The following is a 20,571-nucleotide window of genomic DNA, read 5'->3' as shown; positions in this document are numbered from 1 at the left end:
CGGTTCCCTCATACGGATTCCCGGACGACGACGGCATCCCCCGCAGCGGCCGCGCCGGCGAAGAAGTCCCGCAGTTCGCGCAGGTCGTTGACGACGCGGGCGGCCCAGGACTCGGACCAGGGCGGTTCGAGGTCGAGCTGGGCGACCCGCCGGGCGAGCACCGTGTCCTGCTGGCGGACGAGTTCGCCGAGCGCCGAGTCGCGCAGGAAGGTGAAGGCGGCGGCCACCTGGTCGGGCCGCAGCACCGGCATCCCGACCCCGATGTCACGGCGGGTGCCGCCGTAGACGGGGAGCCGGGCGGCCGGGTCGGGGTGGAGGCCGTTCTCGGTGAGGGCGAGTTCCATCAGGACGGCGGTCCGCCGTACGCCGAGGGCGAGTCCGGCGGCGACCAGCCGGTCGTAGCGGACGTCGCGGCTCCGGGGCACGAGTTCGCCGAGTTCCTCGGGCGAGCAGGCGTCCACGGCCTGACCTGGCAGGCGGCGCCAGAAGTGATCCACGCTCACCCGGAAAGCGTAGCGAACCCGTCGTCGGGGCGATCACTGACTCAGGCTTCGCCGGGGTGCCAACTCGGCCACTCCCAGGGGCGGTCGGCCCAGTGCACCTTGACGGGGTCGTGCGGGTCGAGGTCGGGGAAGACCTGGTGGAGGCGGGGTTCGAACTCCTCGGGGGCGAGGGGCTCCCAGCCGTGGCCTTCGAGGTGGACGAGGCGGTAGCGACTGTCGGTCCGGAACTCGGCCACCTCGACCAGGTGTGCGGACGTGCTGTTGGTCTCCATGACCCCAGCATGTGGGTCGGCGGCAATCAGCGCCCGTCCAGGCCCCTCTTCCGGGTCATGTCCCGTGGTCGGCGCGCTCGTTGAGCACGGTAGAAACGGCGGGGGCGGCGCTGGAAGGACGAGCACATGACTGGGCAGCCCACCGGAGGACAGTGGCAGTGGCCGTCGAACGCCTGGCAACCACCTCCCGTACCCCTCCCGATCCCGTCGCAGGCGGAGCCGTTCCGCACGGCGCCCCCGCAGGCCGGGCCGTCGCAGGCGGAGCCGCCGCCCGGCGGCACACCCCCGCCGCGGCGCCGGTCGCGGAAGGCCCGGGCGGTGGCGGCCGGCGGGACGCTGGTGGTGCTGGCCGCATTGCTGGTGATGTGCGGTCCGGGGTCGGGCGACGACGTCCGGGTGGTGGCCCTGCCGGAGGCCTCGCCGTCGGCCACGCCGTCCGGCCTGTTGCCGCTCGCTCCGCCGGCCGGCACGCCCTCGCCGTCCCCCGGCCCCTCCCCCACGCTGGCAGGCACCCCGGCCCTGCCGGGCGGCGGCGACCCGGCCGCGGCGGCCGCCCCGGGCAGCGGGGCGGAGCAGACGGGGGCCCAGCACGCCTCGGCCTCACCGCACACCAAGGCGGGCCGCAGCCCGCGGCCGAGCCCGTCCGGCCGCCCGGCACCGAACGCGGGCCCGGGTACGCCGGGGCTGCCCTCGCTCGGCCCGGGGACGATCTGCGACCAGGCGGAGCGGGTGGGCCGCTGGCCGGCCGGTTCCGAGCAGGCGCGGATCTGCCGCGGCGTCTACGGCTGACCGGAACGCCGACGCCCGCACCGACACCGACGCCCGCACCGACACCGGCGCCCGCGCCAACACCGACCTCCACGCCCGCACCCGCACCCACACCCACGCCCACGCCCAGGGCCCGATCGCTATACCACGGCGAGCCCGCCCCCGCCCCCGGAACGCCGGTGTTTCCCGAGGATCGGTGCCCTGCGGGGTGCCGGGCCCGGCAGTGCACGGCCCGGTGCACCAGCATGGTCGGCGAGAGGGCCGTCGGGAATCAACGGTGCGGTGGGTGCGAGGAGTTGCTCGGATGCAGATGCTGGCTGCATGCCTGTGGGGGTTCGGTGGCGCGGCTGCCATCGAGGCGTGAACCCTCCACGAGCGGATCAACTCCGTGGGCGGCTTCCCGTGGACGTACCGGGGGCAGATGAAGCTGGCCCCGTACGTGGTGGCGGTGGCGATCCGGCTGAGCGTCGGGGTGATCGTGACGGCGGCGTCCACCGCCTCGAACCAGGTGGCAGGCCCGGTGGGGGCGTTGGCGATCGGCATCGCGGCGCCGCAGATCCTGCAGCAGATGTTCGCGCGCGGCCCGTCACGTCCGGAGCTCCCCTCGCCGCCCCGGACCGGTGCCGAGCCACGGCCCGGACCGCGCCGGACCCCGATCGTGCCCCGGGTGGACGACAGGGTGAACAACCGGGTGAACGACCGGGTGAACGCCAGGATGGGCGTCAGGTACGGCCCCGCCGACGGGGCCGACCAGCGGAGGAGGCGTCGTGGCCGGTGATTCCGTACGGGACGGACGGGGGTCGGCGGCGGCCCGGCCCGCGGAGCCGCCGAGGGAGGGCTTCCGGACCTGGCTGCGGGCCGCGCTGGCCTTCGAGCCGCTCCGGGTGCCCGGCCCGGGCGCGGTGCTCCACAACGCCGAGCTGGCCGGAGCCGACCTGTCCGGGGCGGACCTGCGGGCGGCGGACCTGACGGGCGCGAGCCTGGCCGGCGCGCGCCTGCACGACGTGGACCTGAGCTCGGCGATCATGACCGACATCAACCTCTGCCAGGCCGAACTGTGGCGCGCCGACCTGTCGGACGCGACGCTGGACGACGCGAACCTGTACGCCGCCGACCTGTCCGGCGCCACCCTGGTGCGGGCCCAGCTCTTCAACGCCCACCTGGCGGGCGCCCGGCTCCGCGACACCCGGCTGCCGGAGTCCGATCTGCGCTACGCCCTGCTCACCGGCGCCGCCATGGACGGGGCGGACCTGCGCCGGGCCCAGCTGTGCGGGGCGGTGCTGGCCGGGGCGACGCTGCGCGGCGGGGCCCTGGCCAGGGCCGACCTGAGCCAGGCGTACGTCACCTCGGCGGACCTCACCGGCGCCGACCTGTCCCGCGCGACCCTGGACCATGCCTGCCTAGCGGCCGCCGTCCTGGTCGACGGGAACTTCACGGGCGCCGGCCTGGCCCACGCCGATCTGACCGACGCGGACCTGACCGGCGCCCGGCTGGACGGCGCCGATCTGATCGGCGTCAGCTGGTCGCTGCGGACGGAGTGGCCCGCCCACCTCTACATGGACATCCGCAGCCGCTCCGAGGAGGTGGGGCCCGGGGTGTTCCGGATCGTCGGGGCGGACTCCCGCCTGGAGGAGCTGCCCCGCGAGCCGGTGCTGATCTGAGCCCGCGGGGCAGCGCGGGGCGGCGGGTCGGCGAGGGGAGGCGGGGGCGGCGCGGGGCCGCGCGGAGTCCGTCACGCCCACCGGGTGCTCACTGCGCGCCCAGCACCCCCTTGTCGATCCGCGGCGCCAGCACCCGCGCCAGGGTGTCCGTGATGTGCCCGGTGTCCCGGTAGAGCACCACGCCCTCCAGCACGGCCGGGCAGCTCGCCCCGCTGCCCGGGCAGAGCAGCGGCCCGAGGTCGAGGGTGCGGACGCCGTAGCGGGCCGCGAGGCCGCCGTCGAGCATCGGGTCGGGCTCGAAGGCGGTGTCGCGGGGGAAGAAGCAGGCGTCGGAGCGGCCGTCGGAGGCGGCCAGGCAGGTGGGGATGTCCTTGCCCGGCATCGGGGTGTCGCCGAGGTAGGCGAGCGGGGCGCCGAGGGCGGTGAGGCGGTCGAGGGTGCGGGTCCAGCCCTCGGTGCGCTCCTCCTGGCTGCCGTAGCGGTTGAGGCCGGAGAACAGAACCAGCCGGGGCTTGGGCCCGGAGGTGAGCCGGGTGAGGGTGTTCTCGCGCCAGCGGTCGCACTCGTCGAAGGTGCGGCCGAGGACGTTGTTGCGCACGGTCAGGGTGGCCAGCGGGCAGCCGGGCTTGACCAGCACTTCCAGGGCCCAGTGCCGCTGCTCGGCGAGGGCGAGCCCGGCGGAGATCCACTGCCCGGCGTGCGAGTCGCCGAGCAGCACGATCCGGTCGGGGCTGTCCTGGTTGCCGAAGAGGCAGCGGGGGCTGCTGTCGGCGTTGAGCGGGATCTCGCAGCCCTTGCCGGGCGGGAAGTCCTCCCGGGCGCGGGCGAGCGAGGGGGTGAGGCCGAGCACCCGGGTGCCGGGCGCGAGCAGCGCGGGGCCGTCGACGGCCCCGGCGGGGGCGACGGTCCGGGCGTCCGCGGTGCCGCCGAGCGCGCGGACGGTGCCGCCGCCGAGGGTGAGTGCGGCGATCAGCGGGATGACGAGCGCGCTGGCGCCGACGGCGAGGCCGCGCCGGGGTGCCGGGCTGCTGCCGTACCGCAGGGGCTGTTCGACGAGCCGCAGGGTGAGCCAGGCGGGCAGCGCGCTGGCGGCGGTCAGGGCGAGCAGCACCGGCCAGGTCAGCTGGCCGTACCGGGCCTGGGCGATGGTCAGCACCGGCCAGTGCCACAGGTACCAGGCGTACGAGAGGCGCCCGGCGGCGCGCAGCGGGCGACCGGCGAGGACGCCGCCGAGGATCCGGTCGGCGGGGGCGGCGAGCAGCAGGGCCGCGGTGCCGAGGACGGGCAGCAGGGCGGCCGCGCCGGGGAAGGGGGTGGTGCGGTCGTACCGGAGGACCGAGCCGAGCACGGCCGCCAGGCCCGCCCAACCGAGCAGCCGCAGCACCCAGGTCGTGGCCCGTCCGGAGCCGCGCCCGGCGACGGGGGCGGGGGCGAGGTCACGGGCGCCAGAACGGCCGGCGGTGCGGGCGACGGTACCGGCAGCGGTACGGGCGGCGAGGGCGCTGCCCAGCAGGGCGGCGCAGGCCCCGGCGGCGAACTCCCAGAGCCGGCTGCCGGTGGAGAAGTAGGCGAGCGGCGCCGAGGTCGCCGTCCAGCGCAGGCAGAGCGCCAGCGAGGCCCCGCCGACGGCCAGGGTGGCGAGGGTGATCGCCAGGGTCCGGCGGCGCCCGTGCAGGTAGCGGGCGAGGCCGAGCAGCAGGACACCCCAGAGCAGGTAGAACTGGTTCTCCACGCCGAGGGACCAGAAGTGCTGGAGCGGGCTGGGGTCGTGTTCGGCGGCGAGGTAGTCGGTCTGTTGGCCGACGAAGCGCCAGTTGGCGAACTGGCCGGCGGCGGCGATCAGGTCGTGGGCGAGGTCGGTGCCGCGCAGCGGGTCGAGCAGGGCGCCGCCGGCGGCGGCGGTGGCGACCAGGACGGTGGCGGCGGCGGGCAGGATGCGGCGGGCGCGGCGGGCGGCGAAGTCCCACAGGCCGATCGGGCGGCCGGTGAGCAGACCGGTGATCAGGAAGCCGGAGATGACGAAGAAGACGTCGACGCCGACGAAGCCGCCGGTCGGGCCGGGGACGGCCGCGTGGTAGGCGAGGACGGAGAGCACGGCGATGCCGCGCAGTCCCTCGATGTCGGGACGGAAGGCGGCGCGGCGGCGGGGCTCACCCGTCGACGCGACGATGCCGGAGGCGGAGGAGGTGCCCGGGGCGGAGGCGGAGGTGGTTCCGGCGGCAGCGGCCTGCCGGTCCACCCGGACGACTCCGGGCAGCAGTTCTTCGGAGGACGTGGACGACGTCGGTGGTGGTACGGCCGTTGGCACGGCGGTGCTCCTTGCTGGGCTGGCGGCGATGGTCGGGCCCGCCGGGCCGATGGGGCGGCCGGGCGGCGGGGGTCCGCGCCGGTGGGGCGACGCGCAAGGAAACGCAGCGGGGAAGAACGAGCGGTTCAACAGGTCAACTAGTCAACAGGTCAACAGGTCGACCGACCGTCTGGTCGGCCGACCAGCCGCTCAGAAGATCAGCGGGTCGGCCCAGCCGGAGGCGAGCACCCCGCAGAGCAGCAGCACCGCGGTGACGGCGACGGCTTCCGCCCGGCCGAAGCCGAGGTCGGGTCCGAGCCCGGTGCGGCGCCGCGCCGGTGCGGCGACCTCTCCGACGGCGGCGCCCTTGCCACCGTCCGCGGCCCGCACGGCCCGGCCCGCGCCGAGCAGCGGCCACAGCGACCTGATCAGCGGGATCATGGTGTACGCGGTGAGCCCGAGCAGCGCGGCGAGCGCCCAGAAGGGTCGCCAGCCGTACTCCAGCCCGGCGCGCACCAGGCCGGCCGCGCCCGCGAGGACGACGAGGCCGAGCCAGCCGACGCCGAGGCGGGCGACGCCGCGGGCCAGGGCGGTCCCGCCGGAGACGGCACCGGTGGGCACCCAGTCGGCGGAGCGGCGGCGCAGCGCGTGCGCGATGGCGATCACATGGCAGAGCCCGCCCAGGAGTTGGACCCGGGTGACCTCGAAGCGCCAGCGGGTGCGGGACATCGCGGGCAGCAGCACCAGGGCGACCCAGATCGGCGGCAGGAAGGGCAGGACCTGCCAGGGCTGGATCTCCTCGGGCGCGAAGAACAGCATGATCAGCGCGGGCAGCGGCACGGCGAACACGTTCACCGCGCTGGTGACGTAGCCGAGGATGCCGTTCCAGAAGCACAGTCGGGCCGACCGGGGCAGCGGGCCGCCGCGGAAGTCCGGGTCGCGGACGAGGGCGAGCGAGCCGAGGCACCAGCGGTACTGCTGGCTGATGAAGGCGGGCAGGCCGGTGGGCGACATGCCCTTGGCGACCAGCGCGGGGACGTACCGGGTGCTCCAGCCGGCCCGGGCGAGGGCGAGGCCGGTGTAGAGGTCCTCGCTGTGGTCGATCTCGGCGAAGCCGCCGATCCGTCGCAGGGCGGCGCGTCGGTAGAGCGCGTTGGTGCCGCAGCAGACGGTGCCGTCCTGGGCGTCCCGGGAGGGCTGGATCCAGCGGTAGAAGATCTCCTGGGTCGCTCCGGCGGCGCGTTCGAGCCAGGACATGTCGGCGTCCGTGTCGAAGCACTGCGGGCTCTGCACGATGCCGACCTCGGGGTTGTCAAGGTAGGGCACCAGGTGGTGCAGGAAGTCGGGGCGGGGGCAGAAGTCGGCGTCGAGGACGGCGATGACCTCGCCGGTGCCCTCGGCCAGGCCGTGGTTGAGGTTGCCGGCCTTCTTGAAGCGGCCGCGGTCGGGGCGGGCGCGGTACTGGAAGCCGTAGGAGCGGGCGAGTTCGCGCACCTCTGGGCGGTCGGCGTCGTCGAGGACCAGGACGGTCAGCTCGCCGGGCCACTGGACGGCGGCGGTGTGCCGGTAGGCGTTGTCGAGGACGGCGAGCGGTTCGCCGGCGGTCGGCAGCAGCAGGTCCACGCTCGGGTGGCGGGCGGGGCTCCAGGCGCGCAGCAGCAGGTCGTGCGAATCGCGGGTGAAGCGGCGGGCCCGCTGGCCGTCGGTGAGCGAGAGCAGCCAGGTGGCGGCGTTGAGCACGGTGAGCACCAGGAACGGCCAGAGCAGCGGCTTGCTGAGGGCGAACAGGCCGAGGGTGGCGGTGGCTCCCGCGTAGGAGAGGGTGGCGCAGAGCAGCACCCAGCGGCGCTGCGGGCCGAAGTACCAGTAGAGCTCCTGGTCGTCGGGCGGGCTGGGGAGTCGGAGGTCGGGGTCCGCGGGCGTCCGGCGCGGACCGGTGTCGGGCGCGGACATGGCGGTGCCATGGAGTACGGGCATGCGGAAATGGCCCCCCTGGGCATCGGACGGAACTTCGCCGTACGTCCTCAGCCTCTCACATTGGTCTGGACCAATCATGAACGAGGTGTGACATCTCCGCATCGCCCCTGTTCAGCGACTTGACGTCGCATCAGTAGGACGACAGACCGTCAAACGATCAACGAATCCGCCCCTCGCCCGGACCCTCGCCCTTACCCGCCCCGCACCCACCCCGGCACCCTCCCCGCACCCACCCCGACACCCCCGCGCCCCTACAGCTCCTTGACCAGCTGCTCGAACCGGAGGTCCGGACGGCGCGGGACACCGAACCGCTCGTCGCCGTACGGGAACGGGCTGTACACGCCGGTACGGCGGAAACCGCGGCGCTCGTACCAGGCGATCAGCTCCGCGCGCTGCTCGATGACCGTCATCTCCATCGCGCCGACCCCCCACTCCTCGCCGGCCAGCCGCTCCGCCTCGGCGAGCACCAGCCGCCCGATCCCGCCGCCCTGGAGGCCGGGGCGCACCGAGAACATGCCGAAGTACGCCCGCTCGCCCCGCCGTTCCAACTGGCAGCAGGCCAGCAGCTCGCCGTCGCGCTCGGCCAGCAGCACCAGCCCGTCGCTGTGGCCGACGGCCTCCGCCACCCCCTCGGCGTCGGTGCGCTGCCCGCCCAGCAGGTCCGCCTCGGTGGTCCAGCCGGCCTTGCTGGCCTCACCCCGGTAGGCGGACTCGACCAGCTCGACCAGCGCCGGGACGTCGTCGAGGGTCGCGGGGCGGAAGGTCGGTTCACCGGGGGTCCTGGCGGCGGTCTCGGGCATGGAGCTACCTCGTTCTCGGGACGGTCGGCATTCCGGTGAATGTCGACTTTTATGCATCGTGCCACATCGCCGCCTCGGCCCAAGCGCGCGGCCGGCCCCGCCCCTCTCCCCTCCGGAAGTTGACGCACGTCGATCGTCGCAGCGCGCGCATGAGTTTTGGATGAGGGGCCCACGGTCAGCTCCTTGCCCGGACGGCCCACCCGGACAGGCCGTTCCGATTCAACTCGATGTCGGTGGAGTGGAGTTGGAGAGGGACTGCAGAAGCGGGGCGATGTCCTGGGCGTGGGCGACAGTGCCGGGCCAACGGTTCAGCACCTGTCCGTCGGCGCCGATCAGCACGGTGGTGGGCGGCGTGGACGCACCGTAGGAGCGGGCCAGCTCGGCCGGACGTTCCGGTACCAGGACGGTGACCCGCGCCGAGTCGAGGTTCCAGTCGTGGCGAAGATTGGGGACAAGGACAAGGTCGAGTACAAGCTCTACCGCGCGGTCTGCAACCACCAGGTGAACCTGGACCCCGCCCAGCACGCCATCGCCACCGACTGGACCACCGCCCTCGCGGTACTCGGCCTCGACTGAGCCGGGTCATGGGCCGGAGCGGGGCCGCTACCCCGTTCCAACCCCGCGCGCGGCCCCATGGGACGCGCCCCTGGGCGAGCCTTGACAGGTCCGGTCGCGCGCCCCGAGACTCATCGCACCCGAAGTGTTCCGGCCACGCGGCCCCCGAAGATGTGCGAACGACCGGCAGTCCCCCTGCTCGCGTCCACTGCCGGGGCCGGCGCCGCCGAGCGGGTCAGTGGCTCCATGTTCCATGGAATCAGGGTGATGAACCATGACCAACATCCCGGCTTCCGGCGCATATTCCGCGCCCGGAGCGGTGCGTCCGCCGTCGATTCGATGGCCCGGTTCGGTCCGCAGGCCCGGCACGAGGGAGTTCGAACGGTCCGCAACGGACTGGCTGTTCGACCTGGCCCCGGCGCGCTGGCGACACGAGCAGGTGTTCCACCGCAATCCGCTGCACCTGGCCCACCTGGTCCGGCTCCACCTGGATGCCGAGATCCTCGCCGTGCAGGCGGGCCTGCGGGCGCTGCGAACGGCCCTGCTCGGCGCGCCGCGGCGCGCCGACGACACGGAGACCATCGAGGCCTACCTCCGCGAGCAGACCTGGGCGAAGGCCGTCCGCGAGCAGGTCGGGCTGGTCGAGGAGGCACTCCACCGGGCGCACCGGCGGTAGGCCGCACAGCGCACCGTGAACGTCCTGTGACGGACCGAAGCCGCTGCCGGTGAGCCCGTCACCGGCGCCGCCGACCGACCCGGTCCATGCTCACCGAATCCTCAGCTGCTCCCAGCCAGGCTGTCGCCACGTACCGACGGTGGACGCAGGACGGAGCAGAGCCATGCAGGAGTCCATACGGAACGACCGGAAGGCCCGCCATCCGAGCGCTCGGCCCGGGACGGCCTCCCTGGTCCGGGCGGTACGGAAGCGCTGCACCTTCGCCTTGGTCGCCGCCCGGCGGCAGGTCGTCCGGCACTGGCGCCGGCTACCGGCGCGGGCCGGATCACTCCTCCGGCGGGCCTGCTTGGTGGCGGTCGTGCTGGCGGCGCTCCTGGCAGCGGAGGCCGCGCTGAGGACGACGGCGAGCCCGAGCGCGGTTTCCCCGAAGACGGTCTGTCGGCAGGCCGCAGCGACCGGGCAGCACCGGATCGCCGCTCGCCACTGCCGGGGCAACTCGGCCCGCTTCGTGGCAGGGATCAAGTCGGCGACCGGAGGCCGTACCGACGCTCATCGAATCCTCAGGTTCCTGCTGCGATGATCCTCGACGTCGGCGGCGACGCCTTCCCGGTTCACGCGGAGGGGGAGGCAGCCGTGGACAACGCCGGTCCGTTGCCCTAGCGGCGGCCGCGGACCGGCGACTGGCTGTGCACCTCCCAGGTGTCGAATCCCCCCGGGCACGGGGAGGTGCACGGCCCTCTTCGGCACAGCCGCCCCGCATCGGGAGCTCCGCCCCCGTCCGCCGACGCCTCCGTCATCGGGCGTCATTACCCTGAACGACATGCGAGTACTGGTGGTCGAGGACGACGAGGACCTGCGGTTCGCCGTAGCGGCCGCGCTGCGCGGCAACGGCCTGGCGGTGGATGAGGCCGCCGACCTGCCCGAGGCCGACGAGGCGTTGTTCGTCACCGCCTACGACTGCGTCGTGTTCGACCGGATGCTGCCTGCCGGTGACTCGGCGGACTACGTGCGCCGAATAAGGTCCGAAGGCCAGACCCTGCCGGTGCTCTTCCTCACCGCGCGTGACACCGTCGCCGACCGGGTCGAGGGCTTCGCCACCGGCGGCGACGACTACCTGGTGAAACCCTTCGCCGTGCCGGAACTGGTGGCCCGGGTCCGCAACCTGTGCCGGCGCACCGCCGTCACCCGCCCGCCGGTGGTCCGCTGCGGCGGCCTGGAGATCGACACGGCCGGCCGCACGGTGCACCGCGACGGAGTCCTCCTGGCTCTCACGATCAAGGAGTTCGCCCTTCTGGAGACCCTCGCCGCCCGGCCCGGCGAGGCGGTCCGCCGCACCGAACTCATCGAACGCTGCTGGGACGAGCTGACCGAGCCCAACTCGAACGTGGTCGAGGTCCTGGTCTCCCAGCTCCGCCGCAAGCTGGGAGACCCGCCGCTGATCCACACCGTGCGCGGGGTCGGCTACCGCCTGGAGTCGCAGGCGTGAGCCGTCCGGCCCTGGCCGACCGCATCCGCCGCCCGCGCCGCCGCCGGACCCCGCCCACGCCGAAGGGCCGGATCCGGCGGCTGCGACGCCGCATCGCCCTGCTCTTCGGCCTGGTCAGCGCGCTCGGCCTGGTCGGCATGGCGATCATCGCCGTGCAGGGGGACGACCGGTCCTGGCGCGCCCAGGTCGACACCGAGCTCAGGCTCCGGACCAGCGAGATCGTCGCGAACCTGCACTACGACGAGGACGGCGACCTCACCTACCCCGACCCGAAGGAGGGCGACTACGACTGCCCCCCGGTGACCCTGTTCAAGGAGTCCGGCGGTCAGGTCTCCCCGATCGCCGCTCCGCACCGGCCCTGCCTGGTCGTCCCCGCCGACGACCTGCAGGCCGTCGCCGACGAGGCCGGACACGAGCAGGACACCGCCGAGAGCACCACGACGACACCGGACGGCCACCGCCTCCACCTGTACGCCCAGCCGTTCCCCGGTCCGGGCGCGAACGACTCCGGGGCCGTCGCGGTCGCCGCGGTCGACATCTCGGGCAACGTGGACGACCACCAACGGCTGACCCTGCTCCTCACCATCGCCTGCGCGGTCCTGGTGGCCGCCTCGGCCGCGGCGGGCCGCTGGCTCGCCGGACGGGCCGTACGGCCGGCCCTGGCGGCACTCGACCAGCAGGAGGCGTTCTTCGCGGACGCCGCGCACGACCTGCGCACCCCCGTCGCCTCGTTGCGCGTACTCGCCGAGACGGGGCTGCGTGGGGAGGCCGACAGCACCGAGGTCATGCGCCGCACGCTGCGCCAGTCCACCCGGATGAGCGAGCTGGTCGACGACCTGCTCACCCGCGCCCGGCTGCGGGCCGGTGCCGTACAGCTGGACCGGGAGCCGCTGCGGCTCGACCAGCTCGTCGACACCGTCGTCGCCGACACCCCGACGGACGGGCACCGGGTGACCGTCCGGACCGAGGCGGTGGTCGTGCTCGCCGACGCGGGCCTGCTGCGCCGCGCCGTCGCCAACCTCCTGGGCAACGCACTCACCCACGGCCACGCCCCGGGGCAGCCGGCCGACATCGAGATCACCGTCGCCTCGGACGGCACCGTCGCGGTGGACGACGCCGGTCCCGGTATCCCACCCGAGCTGGCCGAGTGCCTCTTCGAGCGGTTCCGCAGCGGAAAGGGTTCCAGCGGCCTCGGCCTGTCGATCGCCGCCTGGGTCGCCCACGCCCACGGTGGTTCGCTCACCGTCGCCACCAGCGACCGGGGCGGGACCAGGTTCCTCCTGCGGCTGCCCGTCCAGAAGCGCTGACGCTCCCGCCCCGCCCGCGACGGGCGCAGGCTCATCGCGGAGGTGCCCGATTCGGCCTCACCGGCACCCGACGTCAGATGTCGGCCTGGCGGCTGGTCTGGACACTCCCGACGTATACGCGTAGGTCGGAGCGCCCGGTCGGCACCTTCCACCGGTTCAGAGCGTCCGCCACGTGGTGCGGCCAGCCGACGTCGTCCTGGTCGGCGAGGAACCGTACGACCCGCTGCTGCACGTCGCTCAGATCTCCGAAGGACTGCGGCACTTCGGCGGGCTCGCCCGGGAAGACCAGCGTGAACAGCCCGTGTGCCGTGTAGTACCTGTCGGGGTGCCAGTCGACGCCCATGCAGTCGGCCAGGCCGACAAGCATGGCCTCGACCGCCCGGGGCGTCGTGGCCTCGGACGTCTCGGCCAGGGCCAGCACTGCGAGGCTTCGGTAGGAGCCGCTCAGGAAAGGCATGGTCTCGGTCCTCTCCGGCGGCCTGGCGATGACCCGGATCAGCACGTCGACGACGGCCGGGTCGGCGATGCCGAGCCGTGTCAGCGCGAAGGCGGAGGCCCAGCGCAGCTCGACGACAGGGCTGTCGAGGTAACTTTCGACGAAGGGGACGGCCGCCGGATCGCCGAGCAGCCCGAGGGCGACCAGGCCCGTCGCCGCGACGCCGGGCGAGGCCTCATCGGCGACGAGCGCCTTCAGCAACGGGATCGACGTCGAAGCGGACTCGGGGAACCACGCGAACAGGTTCGCCGTCTCGGCGCGCAGCTCAGGGCTGTCCGAGGTCAGCAGGACGGCGAGTGCGGGAAGTGCCTCCCGAACGGCGTTGTAGGAGGACACGATCGCTTCGGCGTCGATGAGCACCTGCTCGCAGCTCGCCTCGCGCCACTGGCGCTGCTCGTCGTCCGGGGCTTCGGCGATCCACCTGGCCCGGTCGTCGGCCTCACCTCGCAGCGTTGCCAGCTGGTCGCGGTCCTCCCGGGGGTCGTAGCCGTCCGGCAGGTGGTTGTTGTCCAACCCGATCGCGATGGCGACCAGCAGAGCAACGAACCGGTGCCTGTCGACCAGCCTCGGATCGAGCGCCATCCGCACAAGAAACGGAACGGTGTACACCGCAGCCTGCGATCGCGTGCCCTGGTGCACGATGTGGTTCGCGAGCTGCACACTCGGCGGGTAATCGCCCTCCCGGTCCCCCGCCTGCATCGCCCTGAGGTGTCCGGGAACGTCGTCCGCCCTGCCGTAGGAGTGCCGCAGTTCAGCCCAGGGCACATCGTCCAGGCCGGCAAGAGGGTCGCTGATCACAGCGACAGATCCTGGCACATCAGGGGTTCGACTTCGACGTCGAACCCAGAGGCTGTCCCCCTCCTCAGCACCGTGGTCCGTCCCTCCAAAGGCCTCTGAACCCAACCCCGTTCGCTTCCTGACCTGGCCGTCTGTTGCCCCGGACCTTCGGAAGCCGGCTCTCACCCGGGTGCGGCAGCCGCCAGTGCGTCGCGGGCTGCCGCCTGCCCGAGCGCCAGGGCGCCCAGGAACGGGGTGTTGAGGGGGAAGTCCGCCAGGACGAGGTCCGGCGGGTGGGGCACGGCGGCGGCGAGGGCCCTGCTCAGCGGCGGGTGCAGGACGTCCCAGGCCCGCGCCATGCTGCCGCCCACCGCGATGCGCTCCGGATCGACCGCGATGGCCAGGTTCGTGAGGTGGAAGGCCAGCTCGGCGGTGAACTCGGCCAGAAGACCGGCCAGTTGCGGGTGTCGGGCAGCATCGGCGAGGGCGTGGCACGCGTTGTCCAGGCCCGGGAGCACGGTGAGGGCCTCTTTCAGGAGTGCCTTGCCGCTGACGGCCTCCTCCAGCAGGATCCGGTCCTCGGTCGGCTGCCCCACGTCGGCGATCCGGCGCAGGTTGCGGCCGATCCCGCCGGCGGTGCCGTTGCGGCCGAGGACGACCTCGCCGCCGACCACGATGGCGACGGCCAGGCCGGTACCCAGGTTCAGGTAGACCGCCGGGTCGGCGCCGGCCAGGGAACCGTACTCGGCCTCCACCCGGGCGGCGCCCATCACGTCGGTGGCGACCCGGACCCGGGCGCCCCCGAACGCGGACGCGAGTTCGCGGCGCACGGCCGGGCTGCTCCAGTCCTGATCGGTCGGCGGGGCGGCGCCCGCCCGTTCGCCCAGGACGCCGAGCATCGAGACCCCGACCCCGATCGTCGCCCGGCCGGGCGCCACCCGCTCCAGCAGGACCCTCGCGGCACCCACGGCCCGGGCCAGGCAGCCTGCGGGGCTCGGCTCGGTGTGCGTCGGCACCACGTCCGACCCGAGCCGGACACCGCCCGTGTCGGTCGCGGCGACGGCGATCCGGGTCCCGCTGATGTCGAAGCCCAGCACTACAGGCGATGGCACGCGCCGCTCCTTGCTCCTGGATGTCGCCGGGGGGTTCTCCGCCGCACCCCGGCCAGCCACTCACAGTGCCACGGGGACCCTGAGGATCTGATGAACCGTCCCGCCCCGCCCCTGCCCGCGACCCCGCCGCCCCGCCGCCCGCCTCCGCTGGGCGGTTGCCCTCGCACCCAGATATAGTTAATCTTCATTACGAGGAAGCCGCGGCTCCCCCTGGTCGGCCTCCGACGGCGGATGGCCCGACCCATCGACCGGTCCGGTGGGTGCCACTCGTTCCGCACAACGAGCGGCACCCACCGGGCCCTCAACCCCCGACCCCCAGGCAGGAGAGCAGGAACCGCTTCACCTGGGTGGCGTGGAAGCGGTCACGGGCGTGCTCGCGGCTGGAGCACAGCAGGACGGAGGCGTCCTGCGGGTCGTCCGGGAGGCGGCCGTGGCTGCCGCGGACGCAGGACGGGTCGGTGGGCACCACCGACTCCCGCGCCAACGCCGCCATCGCCGAAGTCGGTCTCCACCGGCGGGTCACCGGACTCGCGGCCACCTGCCCTCCGGGAGCGCGCTCCCGCCGGCCTGCGCGGCACCCGCGCTGCACGTCTTCGCGGCCGACGTCAGCAACCGCGTGGTCAGCCTGCGCGCCCACGCCGACCACCGGATCGTGTCGGCGACCGAGGCGGGCGCCTCGCCGCTGGTCGCCGGCAGCACCTCCGTCGGCCCTGCGGAGGAGTCCGACCTCATCGATAGCTGACGGACCGTCAAGAGCATGTCTTCCCGTGCCGATTCCGACGCGGACGGGGCTCCGGCACGCCACCGAAGTGGTCGGGCCCGGGCTGGGGAGAGAAAGACCGGAGCGGCGCGACCAGTTCCCCGATGGACTGGTGGCGCCGCTCCGGCGGTTCAGGTCGTGGGACCGGTCACTCCTGCTTCTCGCCGGAGGCGTAGCGGGAGATGATCAGCGCGATGATGATGATCGCGCCGTTGAGGAACTGGTTCCACAGGGGTGGCACGCCGGCGAGGGTCATGACGTTGACCACCAGCTGGAGGGTGAGGACACCGGTGAGGGCGCCGAAGAGGGTGCCGCGGCCGCCGTTGAGGCTGACGCCGCCGATGACGGTGGCGGCGAAGACCTGGAAGATCCAGCCGTTGCCCTGGTCGGCGGAGATGGAGCCGTAGTGGCCGGTGTAGAGGATGCCGGCGAATGCCGCGAGCAGGCCGCCGAGGATCAGCACGGCCCAGACGATCCGGTCGACGCGGATGCCCGCCGCCCGGGCCGCCTCCGCGTTGCCGCCGATCGCGTAGAGGGCGCGGCCGTGGCGCAGCCAGGCGAGCGCGCTGCCGCCGGCGAGGAAGAGCAGGGCGCAGATCCAGATCGCGGCCGGGACGCCGAGCCAGCTCGCGCTGCCGAGGTAGCGGAAGGAGTCGGGCACGTTGACGATGGACTGGCCCTGGGAGACGGCGACTTGGAGGCCGCGCAGCAGGGTGAGCGCGCCGAGGGTGACGATGAAGCCGTTGAGGCGCAGCTTGAGGATCAGGAAGCCGTTGATCGCGCCGATGAGCGCGCCGACCAGCAGGCACAGCGGGATGGCGGTCCATTCGGGAAACAGCCCGAGGCCGTTGAAGCGGGCGCCGTGGTCGGGCAGGACGAGCCAGACGGCGATCACCGGGGCGACGCCGATGGTGGACTCCAGGGAGAGGTCCATCCGTCCGGCGATCAGGATGAGCGCCTCGGCGAGGACCAGCAGGCTCAGTTCGGTGGCCTGCTGGCCGACGCCGAGGAGGTTGTCGGAGGTCAGGAACGCGGGCGAGACGATGAAGCCGATGACGCCCAGCACGAGCAGGACCGGCACCAGGGAGAGGTCGCGGTAGCGGGCGAGCTGGAATCGGCGCTCGGCGCCACCGGCGACGGCGGTGGCCGCGTGGGGGCGGACCTCAGTGGTGGGAGGCATGGGGTTCCTTCGTATCGGTCGGGCCGGACACGCCCTCCATGGCTGCGACCAGCTGTTCGTCGCTCCAACCGTGCTCGAACTCGGCGACGACGCGGCCGTGGAACATGGCCAGGACCCGGTCGCAGACCCGCAGGTCGTCGAGTTCGTCGGACACGATCAGGGCGGTCCTGCCGGCCTCGGCGACCTCGCGCACGGTGCCGAGCAGGGACTCCTTGGACTTGATGTCGACGCCGTTGGTGGGCCGGATCGCGACCAGGACGTGCGGTTGGGTGGCCAGCGCCCGGGCGATGACGACCTTCTGCTGGTTGCCGCCGGACAGGGCCGACACCGGGGCGGAGGCGCCGGGCGTCTTGATGTCCAGGTCCCTGATCATCCGCTCGGCGAACGCCCGGGTGCGTGCGGGCAGTACCGTGCCGAAGGGGCCGAGCTGGTCGGTGACGGTCAGGGTGGCGTTCTCGGCGACGCTGCGCTGGGGGATGATGCCCTGGACGTGCCGGTCCTCGGGGACGAAGCCGATGCCGGCCGCGAGGGCCGCGTGGACCCGCCCGGTGCGGACCGGACGGCCTGCGACGGTGACCGTGCCGCTGGCGGGCCGGTGCAGGCCGGCGAGGGTCTCACCGAGTTGGACGTTGCCGCTCGCGGCCGCACCGGCCAGCCCCACGACCTCTCCGGGGTGCGCGGTCAGGGAGAAGTCCGCGTAGGCGCCGGCCAGGGTGAGGCCGGAGACGTCCAGCAGCGGGTCGACGGCCGGCAGCGGGTCGACGTCCGGGCGCCTCCGCCCCTGCACCGACCACGCGGGTTCGGTGCCGCCCGCCCGCTCGCCCGTCATCGCCTCCACCAGTGCCTGCTGGTCCAGTTCGGCGACCGGTGCGGTGGTGATGTGCCGGGCGTCGCGGTAGACCGTGACGGTGGCGCAGAGGTCGTAGACCTCCTGGAGGTGGTGGGAGATGAACAGGAAGGCGACGCCCTGCTCCTGCAGTGCGCGCAGCTTGTCGAAGAGCCGCTCGATGCCGCGGGCGTCCAGCTTGGCGGTGGGCTCGTCCAGGATGATGAAGCGGGCCCCGAAGGACAGGGCCCGGGCGATCTCGACGAACTGGCGCTGCTCGACGGTCAGTTCCTCGGCACGCGCGGTGGGGTCGACGTCCACGCCGTACTCGGCGAGCAGTTCGGCGGCGCGGTGGCGCAGCTGCTTCCAGCTGATCGGGCGCAGCGCGGAGCCGCCCAGCCTGTTCAGGCTGTGCCTGTTCAAGAACAGGTTCTCGGCGACGGTCAGCGCGGGAATGATCATGGAGCGCTGGTAGACGCAGGCGACCCTGGAGCGCCAGGCGTCGGTGTCGCCGGGGGCCGGCGCCGGTTCGCCGTTGAACCGCAGGGTGCCGGTGTCGGGGTTCTGCAGGCCGGTGAGGATCGACACGAGGGTGGACTTGCCCGCGCCGTTCCGGCCGACGAGGGCGTGCGACTCGCCGGGCGCGACCGAGATGCGCGCGTCGCTGAGGGCTACGGTGGCGCCGAAGCGCTTGCTGATCCCGTCGGCCTCGACGACGGGGCCCCGGACGGGGCTGGCGTCCGCCATGGGGGAGGTCCTTTCCGCTGGGGGATGTCCGGGAGTGGCGGCTCGGGAACCGTGCCGGCCGCCGCTCAACGGGGTCCGGGGGACTACTTGCTGACGCTGTTGCCCCAGAGGCTCTTGTCGTCGACGTTGTCCTTGGTGACGAGGGGCGCGGGCAGTTGGTCCTCGAGGCCGTTGGGCAGCTGGATGACGGTGGACTGGTGGTCGGTCGGGCCGGGCTGGAAGGTCTTGCCCTCGGCGCCGGCCTGCGCGTAGAACAGCGCGTACTTGGCGTAGAGGTCGGCGGGCTGGGAGACGGTCGCGTCGATGTCGCCCTTGCGGATGGCGTCGAACTCCTGCGGGATGCCGTCGTTGGAGATGATGGCGATGTGGCCCGGCTGGCCGGCCGGCTTGAGCAGGCCCTTCTGCTGGAGCAGCGCCAGGGTCGGCTGCAGGAAGACTCCGCCGGCCTGCAGGTAGATGCCGCCGAGGTCGGCGTTGGCGGCCAGCGTGGACTGGAGCTTCGCCGAGGCGACGTCCCCCTTCCACTCGGTGGCCAGCTCGATCACCTCGATGCCGGGGAACTTCTCCTTCATGCAGGCGGAGAACGCCTCGGAGCGGTCGCGCCCGTTGACGGAGCTCAGCGCGCCCTGCAGTTCGGCCACCTTGCCCTTGCCGCCGAGCTGCTTGCCCAGGAACTCGCACGCCTTGGTGCCGTAGGCCTTGTTGTCGGCGCGCACCACCATGTAGACGTTGCCCTTGTCGGGGCGGGTGTCGACGCTGACCACCGGGATCTTCTTGGCGGACAGCTGCTCGAGGGTGGAGGCGATCGCCCCGGTGTCCTGCGGTGCCATCACGACGGCCTTGGCGCCGGTGTTCTGGAAGACCTGGACGTTGGCGACCAGCTTGGTCACGTCGTTCTGCGAGTTGCTGACCGGCAGGGTGTTCAGGCCCTGGGAGGAGGCGTCCTGCTTGACGTACTGGGCGTAGGAGTTCCAGAAGTCGGAGTCCGCACGGGGCAGGTCGACGCCGATCGCCGGCTTTCCGCCGCCCGAGGCGGACGAAGTCCCGTCGCTGCCGCGGTTGCAGGCCGTGGCGAACCCCGCCAGGACGACCACGGTGGCGGCCGTGGCCGCGATTCTGGAGGAGCGAAGCTTCATGGTGCTGATCTCCTTGGCTGGGATGCCGGCGTCCTGGGGACTGGGCGGAAACCGGTTCGGTCCGCGACGGAGGAGCGGATCACACCTCCCGCAGTCATCGGATGGCTTGCGGTAGTGAGGACCTTACGAGGCTGTCATCAGGCTGACAAGAGAAGACCTCGGATGATTCCGAACCGTAACATCAAGGTTTCCAACCCGCAGGGAAAAGATCTGTGACCTGCACTCTGACCTGCACATATGCCAGAGCTGGCGGCTCGGCGCCGCGACCGGCGCCCGATGACTCCTTGCGATGACGCCACTCCCGCTCGTATGGTCGGAGCCCGGCAGATTCATCCGATGTATTGCCGGTGGAGGGCGACGACCTCCGGAATGACGACAGGAGACCCGGCATGAAGCTACTGCGCATCGGCGCTCCGGGGGCGGAAGTCCCGGCGGTCCTCGGCGAGGACGGCGAGGCCTACGCCCTCTCGGAACTGACCGACGACATCGACGGACCCTTCCTCGCCTCCGGCGGACTCGACCGGGTCCGGGAGGCACTGGCCGCGGGTGCGCTGCCGTTCATCGACCCGACCGGCCGGCGGATCGGTCCGCCCGTCGCCCGGCCGGGCAAGGTGGTGTGCATCGGCCTCAACTACCGCGACCACGCCGAGGAGACCGGGGCCGCCGTCCCCGAGCGCCCGGTGGTCTTCATGAAGGACCCGTCCACCGTGGTCGGCCCCGACGACCCGGTGCTGATCCCGCGCGGTTCGGTGAAGACCGACTGGGAGGTGGAACTCGCCGTCGTCATCGGCCGGGAGGCCCGCTACCTCGCCGACCCGGCGCAGGCCCCGGAGTGCATCGCGGGGTACGCGATCAGCAACGACGTCTCCGAGCGGGAGTTCCAGCTGGAGTACTCCGCCCAGTGGGACCTCGGCAAGTCCTGCGAGACCTTCAACCCGCTGGGGCCGTGGCTGGTCACCCCGGACGAGGCCGGCGATCCCCGGGCACTGGGCCTGCGCCTCGCCGTCAACGGCGAGACCCGCCAGCGCGGCAACACCAAGAACATGATCTTCGACGTCGGGTACGTCGTCTGGTACCTGAGCCAGTACATGGTGCTGCGCCCCGGCGACGTCATCAACACCGGCACCCCGGCCGGCGTGGCCCTGGGCCTGCCCGGCACCCCCTATCTGCGCGCGGGCGACACCGTCGAGCTGTCCATCGACGGCCTCGGCACCCAGCGTCAGACCTTCGTCAACGCGTGAAAGG

The 20,571-nt window shown here is 73.0% G+C and carries 20 protein-coding genes; 9 read left to right on the top strand and 11 right to left on the bottom strand.

Annotated features, from left to right (window positions below; translation table 11 throughout):
* Window positions 1-8: 8 nt before the first annotated feature.
* Window positions 9-503: a hypothetical protein gene (locus AB0F71_RS10390; protein ID WP_360230655.1), complete on the bottom strand. Its 495-nt coding sequence runs from the start codon at window positions 501-503 to the stop codon at window positions 9-11.
* Window positions 504-544: 41 nt separating this feature from the next.
* Window positions 545-775 carry a hypothetical protein gene (locus tag AB0F71_RS10385; protein ID WP_360230653.1) on the bottom strand — a complete coding sequence of 77 codons (231 nt, stop codon included), beginning with the start codon at window positions 773-775 and terminating at the stop codon, window positions 545-547.
* A 126-nt stretch (window positions 776-901) separates the two neighbouring features.
* On the opposite strand from AB0F71_RS10385, the gene AB0F71_RS10380 reads away from it, so the two are divergent.
* The 3 genes from AB0F71_RS10380 to AB0F71_RS10370 all read left to right on the top strand — a co-directional run bounded on the left by AB0F71_RS10380 (window position 902) and on the right by AB0F71_RS10370 (window position 3,204).
* Complete coding sequence (locus AB0F71_RS10380) at window positions 902-1,564, top strand: hypothetical protein (RefSeq protein WP_360230651.1); 663 nt, start codon at window positions 902-904, stop codon at window positions 1,562-1,564.
* A 400-nt stretch (window positions 1,565-1,964) separates the two neighbouring features.
* Entirely contained in the window at window positions 1,965-2,321 is a 357-nt protein-coding gene (locus AB0F71_RS10375) for a hypothetical protein (RefSeq protein WP_360230649.1), read from the top strand.
* Window positions 2,311-3,204 (top strand): pentapeptide repeat-containing protein, encoded by an 894-nt coding sequence (locus AB0F71_RS10370; protein ID WP_360230647.1) that lies wholly within the window; start codon window positions 2,311-2,313, stop codon window positions 3,202-3,204. The genes AB0F71_RS10375 and AB0F71_RS10370 overlap by 11 nt, the downstream gene beginning before the upstream one ends.
* Before the next feature lie 88 nt (window positions 3,205-3,292).
* Here the strand turns inward: AB0F71_RS10370 and AB0F71_RS10365 are convergent, their stop codons facing one another.
* The 3 genes from AB0F71_RS10365 to AB0F71_RS10355 form a co-directional block, all read right to left on the bottom strand.
* Window positions 3,293-5,512 (bottom strand): acyltransferase family protein, encoded by a 2,220-nt coding sequence (locus AB0F71_RS10365; RefSeq protein ID WP_360230645.1) that lies wholly within the window; start codon window positions 5,510-5,512, stop codon window positions 3,293-3,295.
* A 189-nt stretch (window positions 5,513-5,701) separates the two neighbouring features.
* A complete protein-coding gene (locus AB0F71_RS10360; RefSeq protein ID WP_360230643.1) occupies window positions 5,702-7,468 on the bottom strand; it encodes a cellulose synthase catalytic subunit in 1,767 nt (588 codons plus the stop codon).
* 251 nt (window positions 7,469-7,719) lie between these two features.
* The gene (locus AB0F71_RS10355) at window positions 7,720-8,268 is read right to left on the bottom strand and encodes a GNAT family N-acetyltransferase (RefSeq protein ID WP_360230641.1); all 549 of its coding nucleotides are present in this window, start codon (window positions 8,266-8,268) and stop codon (window positions 7,720-7,722) included.
* A 435-nt stretch (window positions 8,269-8,703) separates the two neighbouring features.
* Here AB0F71_RS10355 and AB0F71_RS10350 point away from each other — a divergent pair, with 435 nt between their 5' ends.
* The 4 genes from AB0F71_RS10350 to AB0F71_RS10335 all read left to right on the top strand — a co-directional run bounded on the left by AB0F71_RS10350 (window position 8,704) and on the right by AB0F71_RS10335 (window position 12,292).
* Window positions 8,704-8,844, top strand: a complete 141-nt coding sequence (locus AB0F71_RS10350; RefSeq protein WP_360230639.1) for a hypothetical protein — start codon at window positions 8,704-8,706, stop codon at window positions 8,842-8,844.
* A 253-nt stretch (window positions 8,845-9,097) separates the two neighbouring features.
* Window positions 9,098-9,499 carry a hypothetical protein gene (locus tag AB0F71_RS10345; RefSeq protein ID WP_360230637.1) on the top strand — a complete coding sequence of 134 codons (402 nt, stop codon included), beginning with the start codon at window positions 9,098-9,100 and terminating at the stop codon, window positions 9,497-9,499.
* 820 nt (window positions 9,500-10,319) lie between these two features.
* Window positions 10,320-10,985: a response regulator transcription factor gene (locus tag AB0F71_RS10340; protein ID WP_360230635.1), complete on the top strand. Its 666-nt coding sequence runs from the start codon at window positions 10,320-10,322 to the stop codon at window positions 10,983-10,985.
* Window positions 10,982-12,292 (top strand): HAMP domain-containing sensor histidine kinase, encoded by a 1,311-nt coding sequence (locus tag AB0F71_RS10335; RefSeq protein ID WP_360230633.1) that lies wholly within the window; start codon window positions 10,982-10,984, stop codon window positions 12,290-12,292. Before AB0F71_RS10340 ends, AB0F71_RS10335 begins: the two co-directional genes overlap by 4 nt.
* 73 nt (window positions 12,293-12,365) lie before the next feature.
* Here the strand turns inward: AB0F71_RS10335 and AB0F71_RS10330 are convergent, their stop codons facing one another.
* From AB0F71_RS10330 to AB0F71_RS10320, 3 genes are all read right to left on the bottom strand, one after another.
* Window positions 12,366-13,586: a HEAT repeat domain-containing protein gene (locus tag AB0F71_RS10330; protein ID WP_360230631.1), complete on the bottom strand. Its 1,221-nt coding sequence runs from the start codon at window positions 13,584-13,586 to the stop codon at window positions 12,366-12,368.
* Window positions 13,587-13,747: 161 nt separating this feature from the next.
* Window positions 13,748-14,677: an ROK family protein gene (locus tag AB0F71_RS10325; RefSeq protein ID WP_360230629.1), complete on the bottom strand. Its 930-nt coding sequence runs from the start codon at window positions 14,675-14,677 to the stop codon at window positions 13,748-13,750.
* A gap of 301 nt (window positions 14,678-14,978) precedes the next feature.
* A complete protein-coding gene (locus AB0F71_RS10320) occupies window positions 14,979-15,170 on the bottom strand; it encodes a hypothetical protein (protein WP_360230627.1) in 192 nt (63 codons plus the stop codon).
* A 123-nt stretch (window positions 15,171-15,293) separates the two neighbouring features.
* Here AB0F71_RS10320 and AB0F71_RS10315 point away from each other — a divergent pair, with 123 nt between their 5' ends.
* A complete protein-coding gene (locus AB0F71_RS10315) occupies window positions 15,294-15,419 on the top strand; it encodes a hypothetical protein (protein ID WP_360230625.1) in 126 nt (41 codons plus the stop codon).
* A gap of 166 nt (window positions 15,420-15,585) precedes the next feature.
* Here AB0F71_RS10315 and AB0F71_RS10310 read toward each other — a convergent pair whose 3' ends face one another.
* The 3 genes from AB0F71_RS10310 to AB0F71_RS10300 all read right to left on the bottom strand — a co-directional run bounded on the left by AB0F71_RS10310 (window position 15,586) and on the right by AB0F71_RS10300 (window position 19,326).
* The gene (locus AB0F71_RS10310) at window positions 15,586-16,617 is read right to left on the bottom strand and encodes an ABC transporter permease (RefSeq protein ID WP_360230623.1); all 1,032 of its coding nucleotides are present in this window, start codon (window positions 16,615-16,617) and stop codon (window positions 15,586-15,588) included.
* Window positions 16,601-18,190, bottom strand: coding sequence for a sugar ABC transporter ATP-binding protein (locus AB0F71_RS10305; protein ID WP_360230621.1), 1,590 nt, complete (start codon window positions 18,188-18,190; stop codon window positions 16,601-16,603). The genes AB0F71_RS10310 and AB0F71_RS10305 overlap by 17 nt, the downstream gene beginning before the upstream one ends.
* An 83-nt stretch (window positions 18,191-18,273) precedes the next feature.
* Entirely contained in the window at window positions 18,274-19,326 is a 1,053-nt protein-coding gene (locus AB0F71_RS10300) for a sugar ABC transporter substrate-binding protein (RefSeq protein ID WP_360230619.1), read from the bottom strand.
* A gap of 389 nt (window positions 19,327-19,715) precedes the next feature.
* On the opposite strand from AB0F71_RS10300, the gene AB0F71_RS10295 reads away from it, so the two are divergent.
* Window positions 19,716-20,567 (top strand): fumarylacetoacetate hydrolase family protein, encoded by an 852-nt coding sequence (locus AB0F71_RS10295; protein WP_360230617.1) that lies wholly within the window; start codon window positions 19,716-19,718, stop codon window positions 20,565-20,567.
* Window positions 20,568-20,571: the final 4 nt, after the last annotated feature.

Source organism: Kitasatospora sp. NPDC028055, from assembly GCF_040637885.1.
Taxonomy (GTDB): domain Bacteria; phylum Actinomycetota; class Actinomycetes; order Streptomycetales; family Streptomycetaceae; genus Kitasatospora.
The sequence above is the reverse complement of the archived record's forward strand: the minus strand, read 5'-3'. Positions and strand labels throughout refer to the sequence as shown.

Bases quoted from the DNA above. Each gene is read 5' to 3' on its own strand.
- AB0F71_RS10295 (WP_360230617.1), top strand. From the start codon at position 19,716: ATGAAGCTACTGCGCATCGGCGCTCCGGGGGCGGAAGTCCCGGCGGTC.
- AB0F71_RS10355 (WP_360230641.1), bottom strand. From the start codon at position 8,268: ATGCCCGAGACCGCCGCCAGGACCCCCGGTGAACCGACCTTCCGCCCC.
- AB0F71_RS10375 (WP_360230649.1), top strand. From the start codon at position 1,965: ATGAAGCTGGCCCCGTACGTGGTGGCGGTGGCGATCCGGCTGAGCGTC.
- AB0F71_RS10360 (WP_360230643.1), bottom strand. From the start codon at position 7,468: ATGCCCGTACTCCATGGCACCGCCATGTCCGCGCCCGACACCGGTCCG.
- AB0F71_RS10300 (WP_360230619.1), bottom strand. From the start codon at position 19,326: ATGAAGCTTCGCTCCTCCAGAATCGCGGCCACGGCCGCCACCGTGGTC.
- AB0F71_RS10305 (WP_360230621.1), bottom strand. From the start codon at position 18,190: ATGGCGGACGCCAGCCCCGTCCGGGGCCCCGTCGTCGAGGCCGACGGG.
- AB0F71_RS10340 (WP_360230635.1), top strand. From the start codon at position 10,320: ATGCGAGTACTGGTGGTCGAGGACGACGAGGACCTGCGGTTCGCCGTA.
- AB0F71_RS10320 (WP_360230627.1), bottom strand. From the start codon at position 15,170: ATGGCGGCGTTGGCGCGGGAGTCGGTGGTGCCCACCGACCCGTCCTGC.
- AB0F71_RS10380 (WP_360230651.1), top strand. From the start codon at position 902: ATGACTGGGCAGCCCACCGGAGGACAGTGGCAGTGGCCGTCGAACGCC.
- AB0F71_RS10385 (WP_360230653.1), bottom strand. From the start codon at position 775: ATGGAGACCAACAGCACGTCCGCACACCTGGTCGAGGTGGCCGAGTTC.
- AB0F71_RS10345 (WP_360230637.1), top strand. From the start codon at position 9,098: ATGACCAACATCCCGGCTTCCGGCGCATATTCCGCGCCCGGAGCGGTG.
- AB0F71_RS10310 (WP_360230623.1), bottom strand. From the start codon at position 16,617: ATGCCTCCCACCACTGAGGTCCGCCCCCACGCGGCCACCGCCGTCGCC.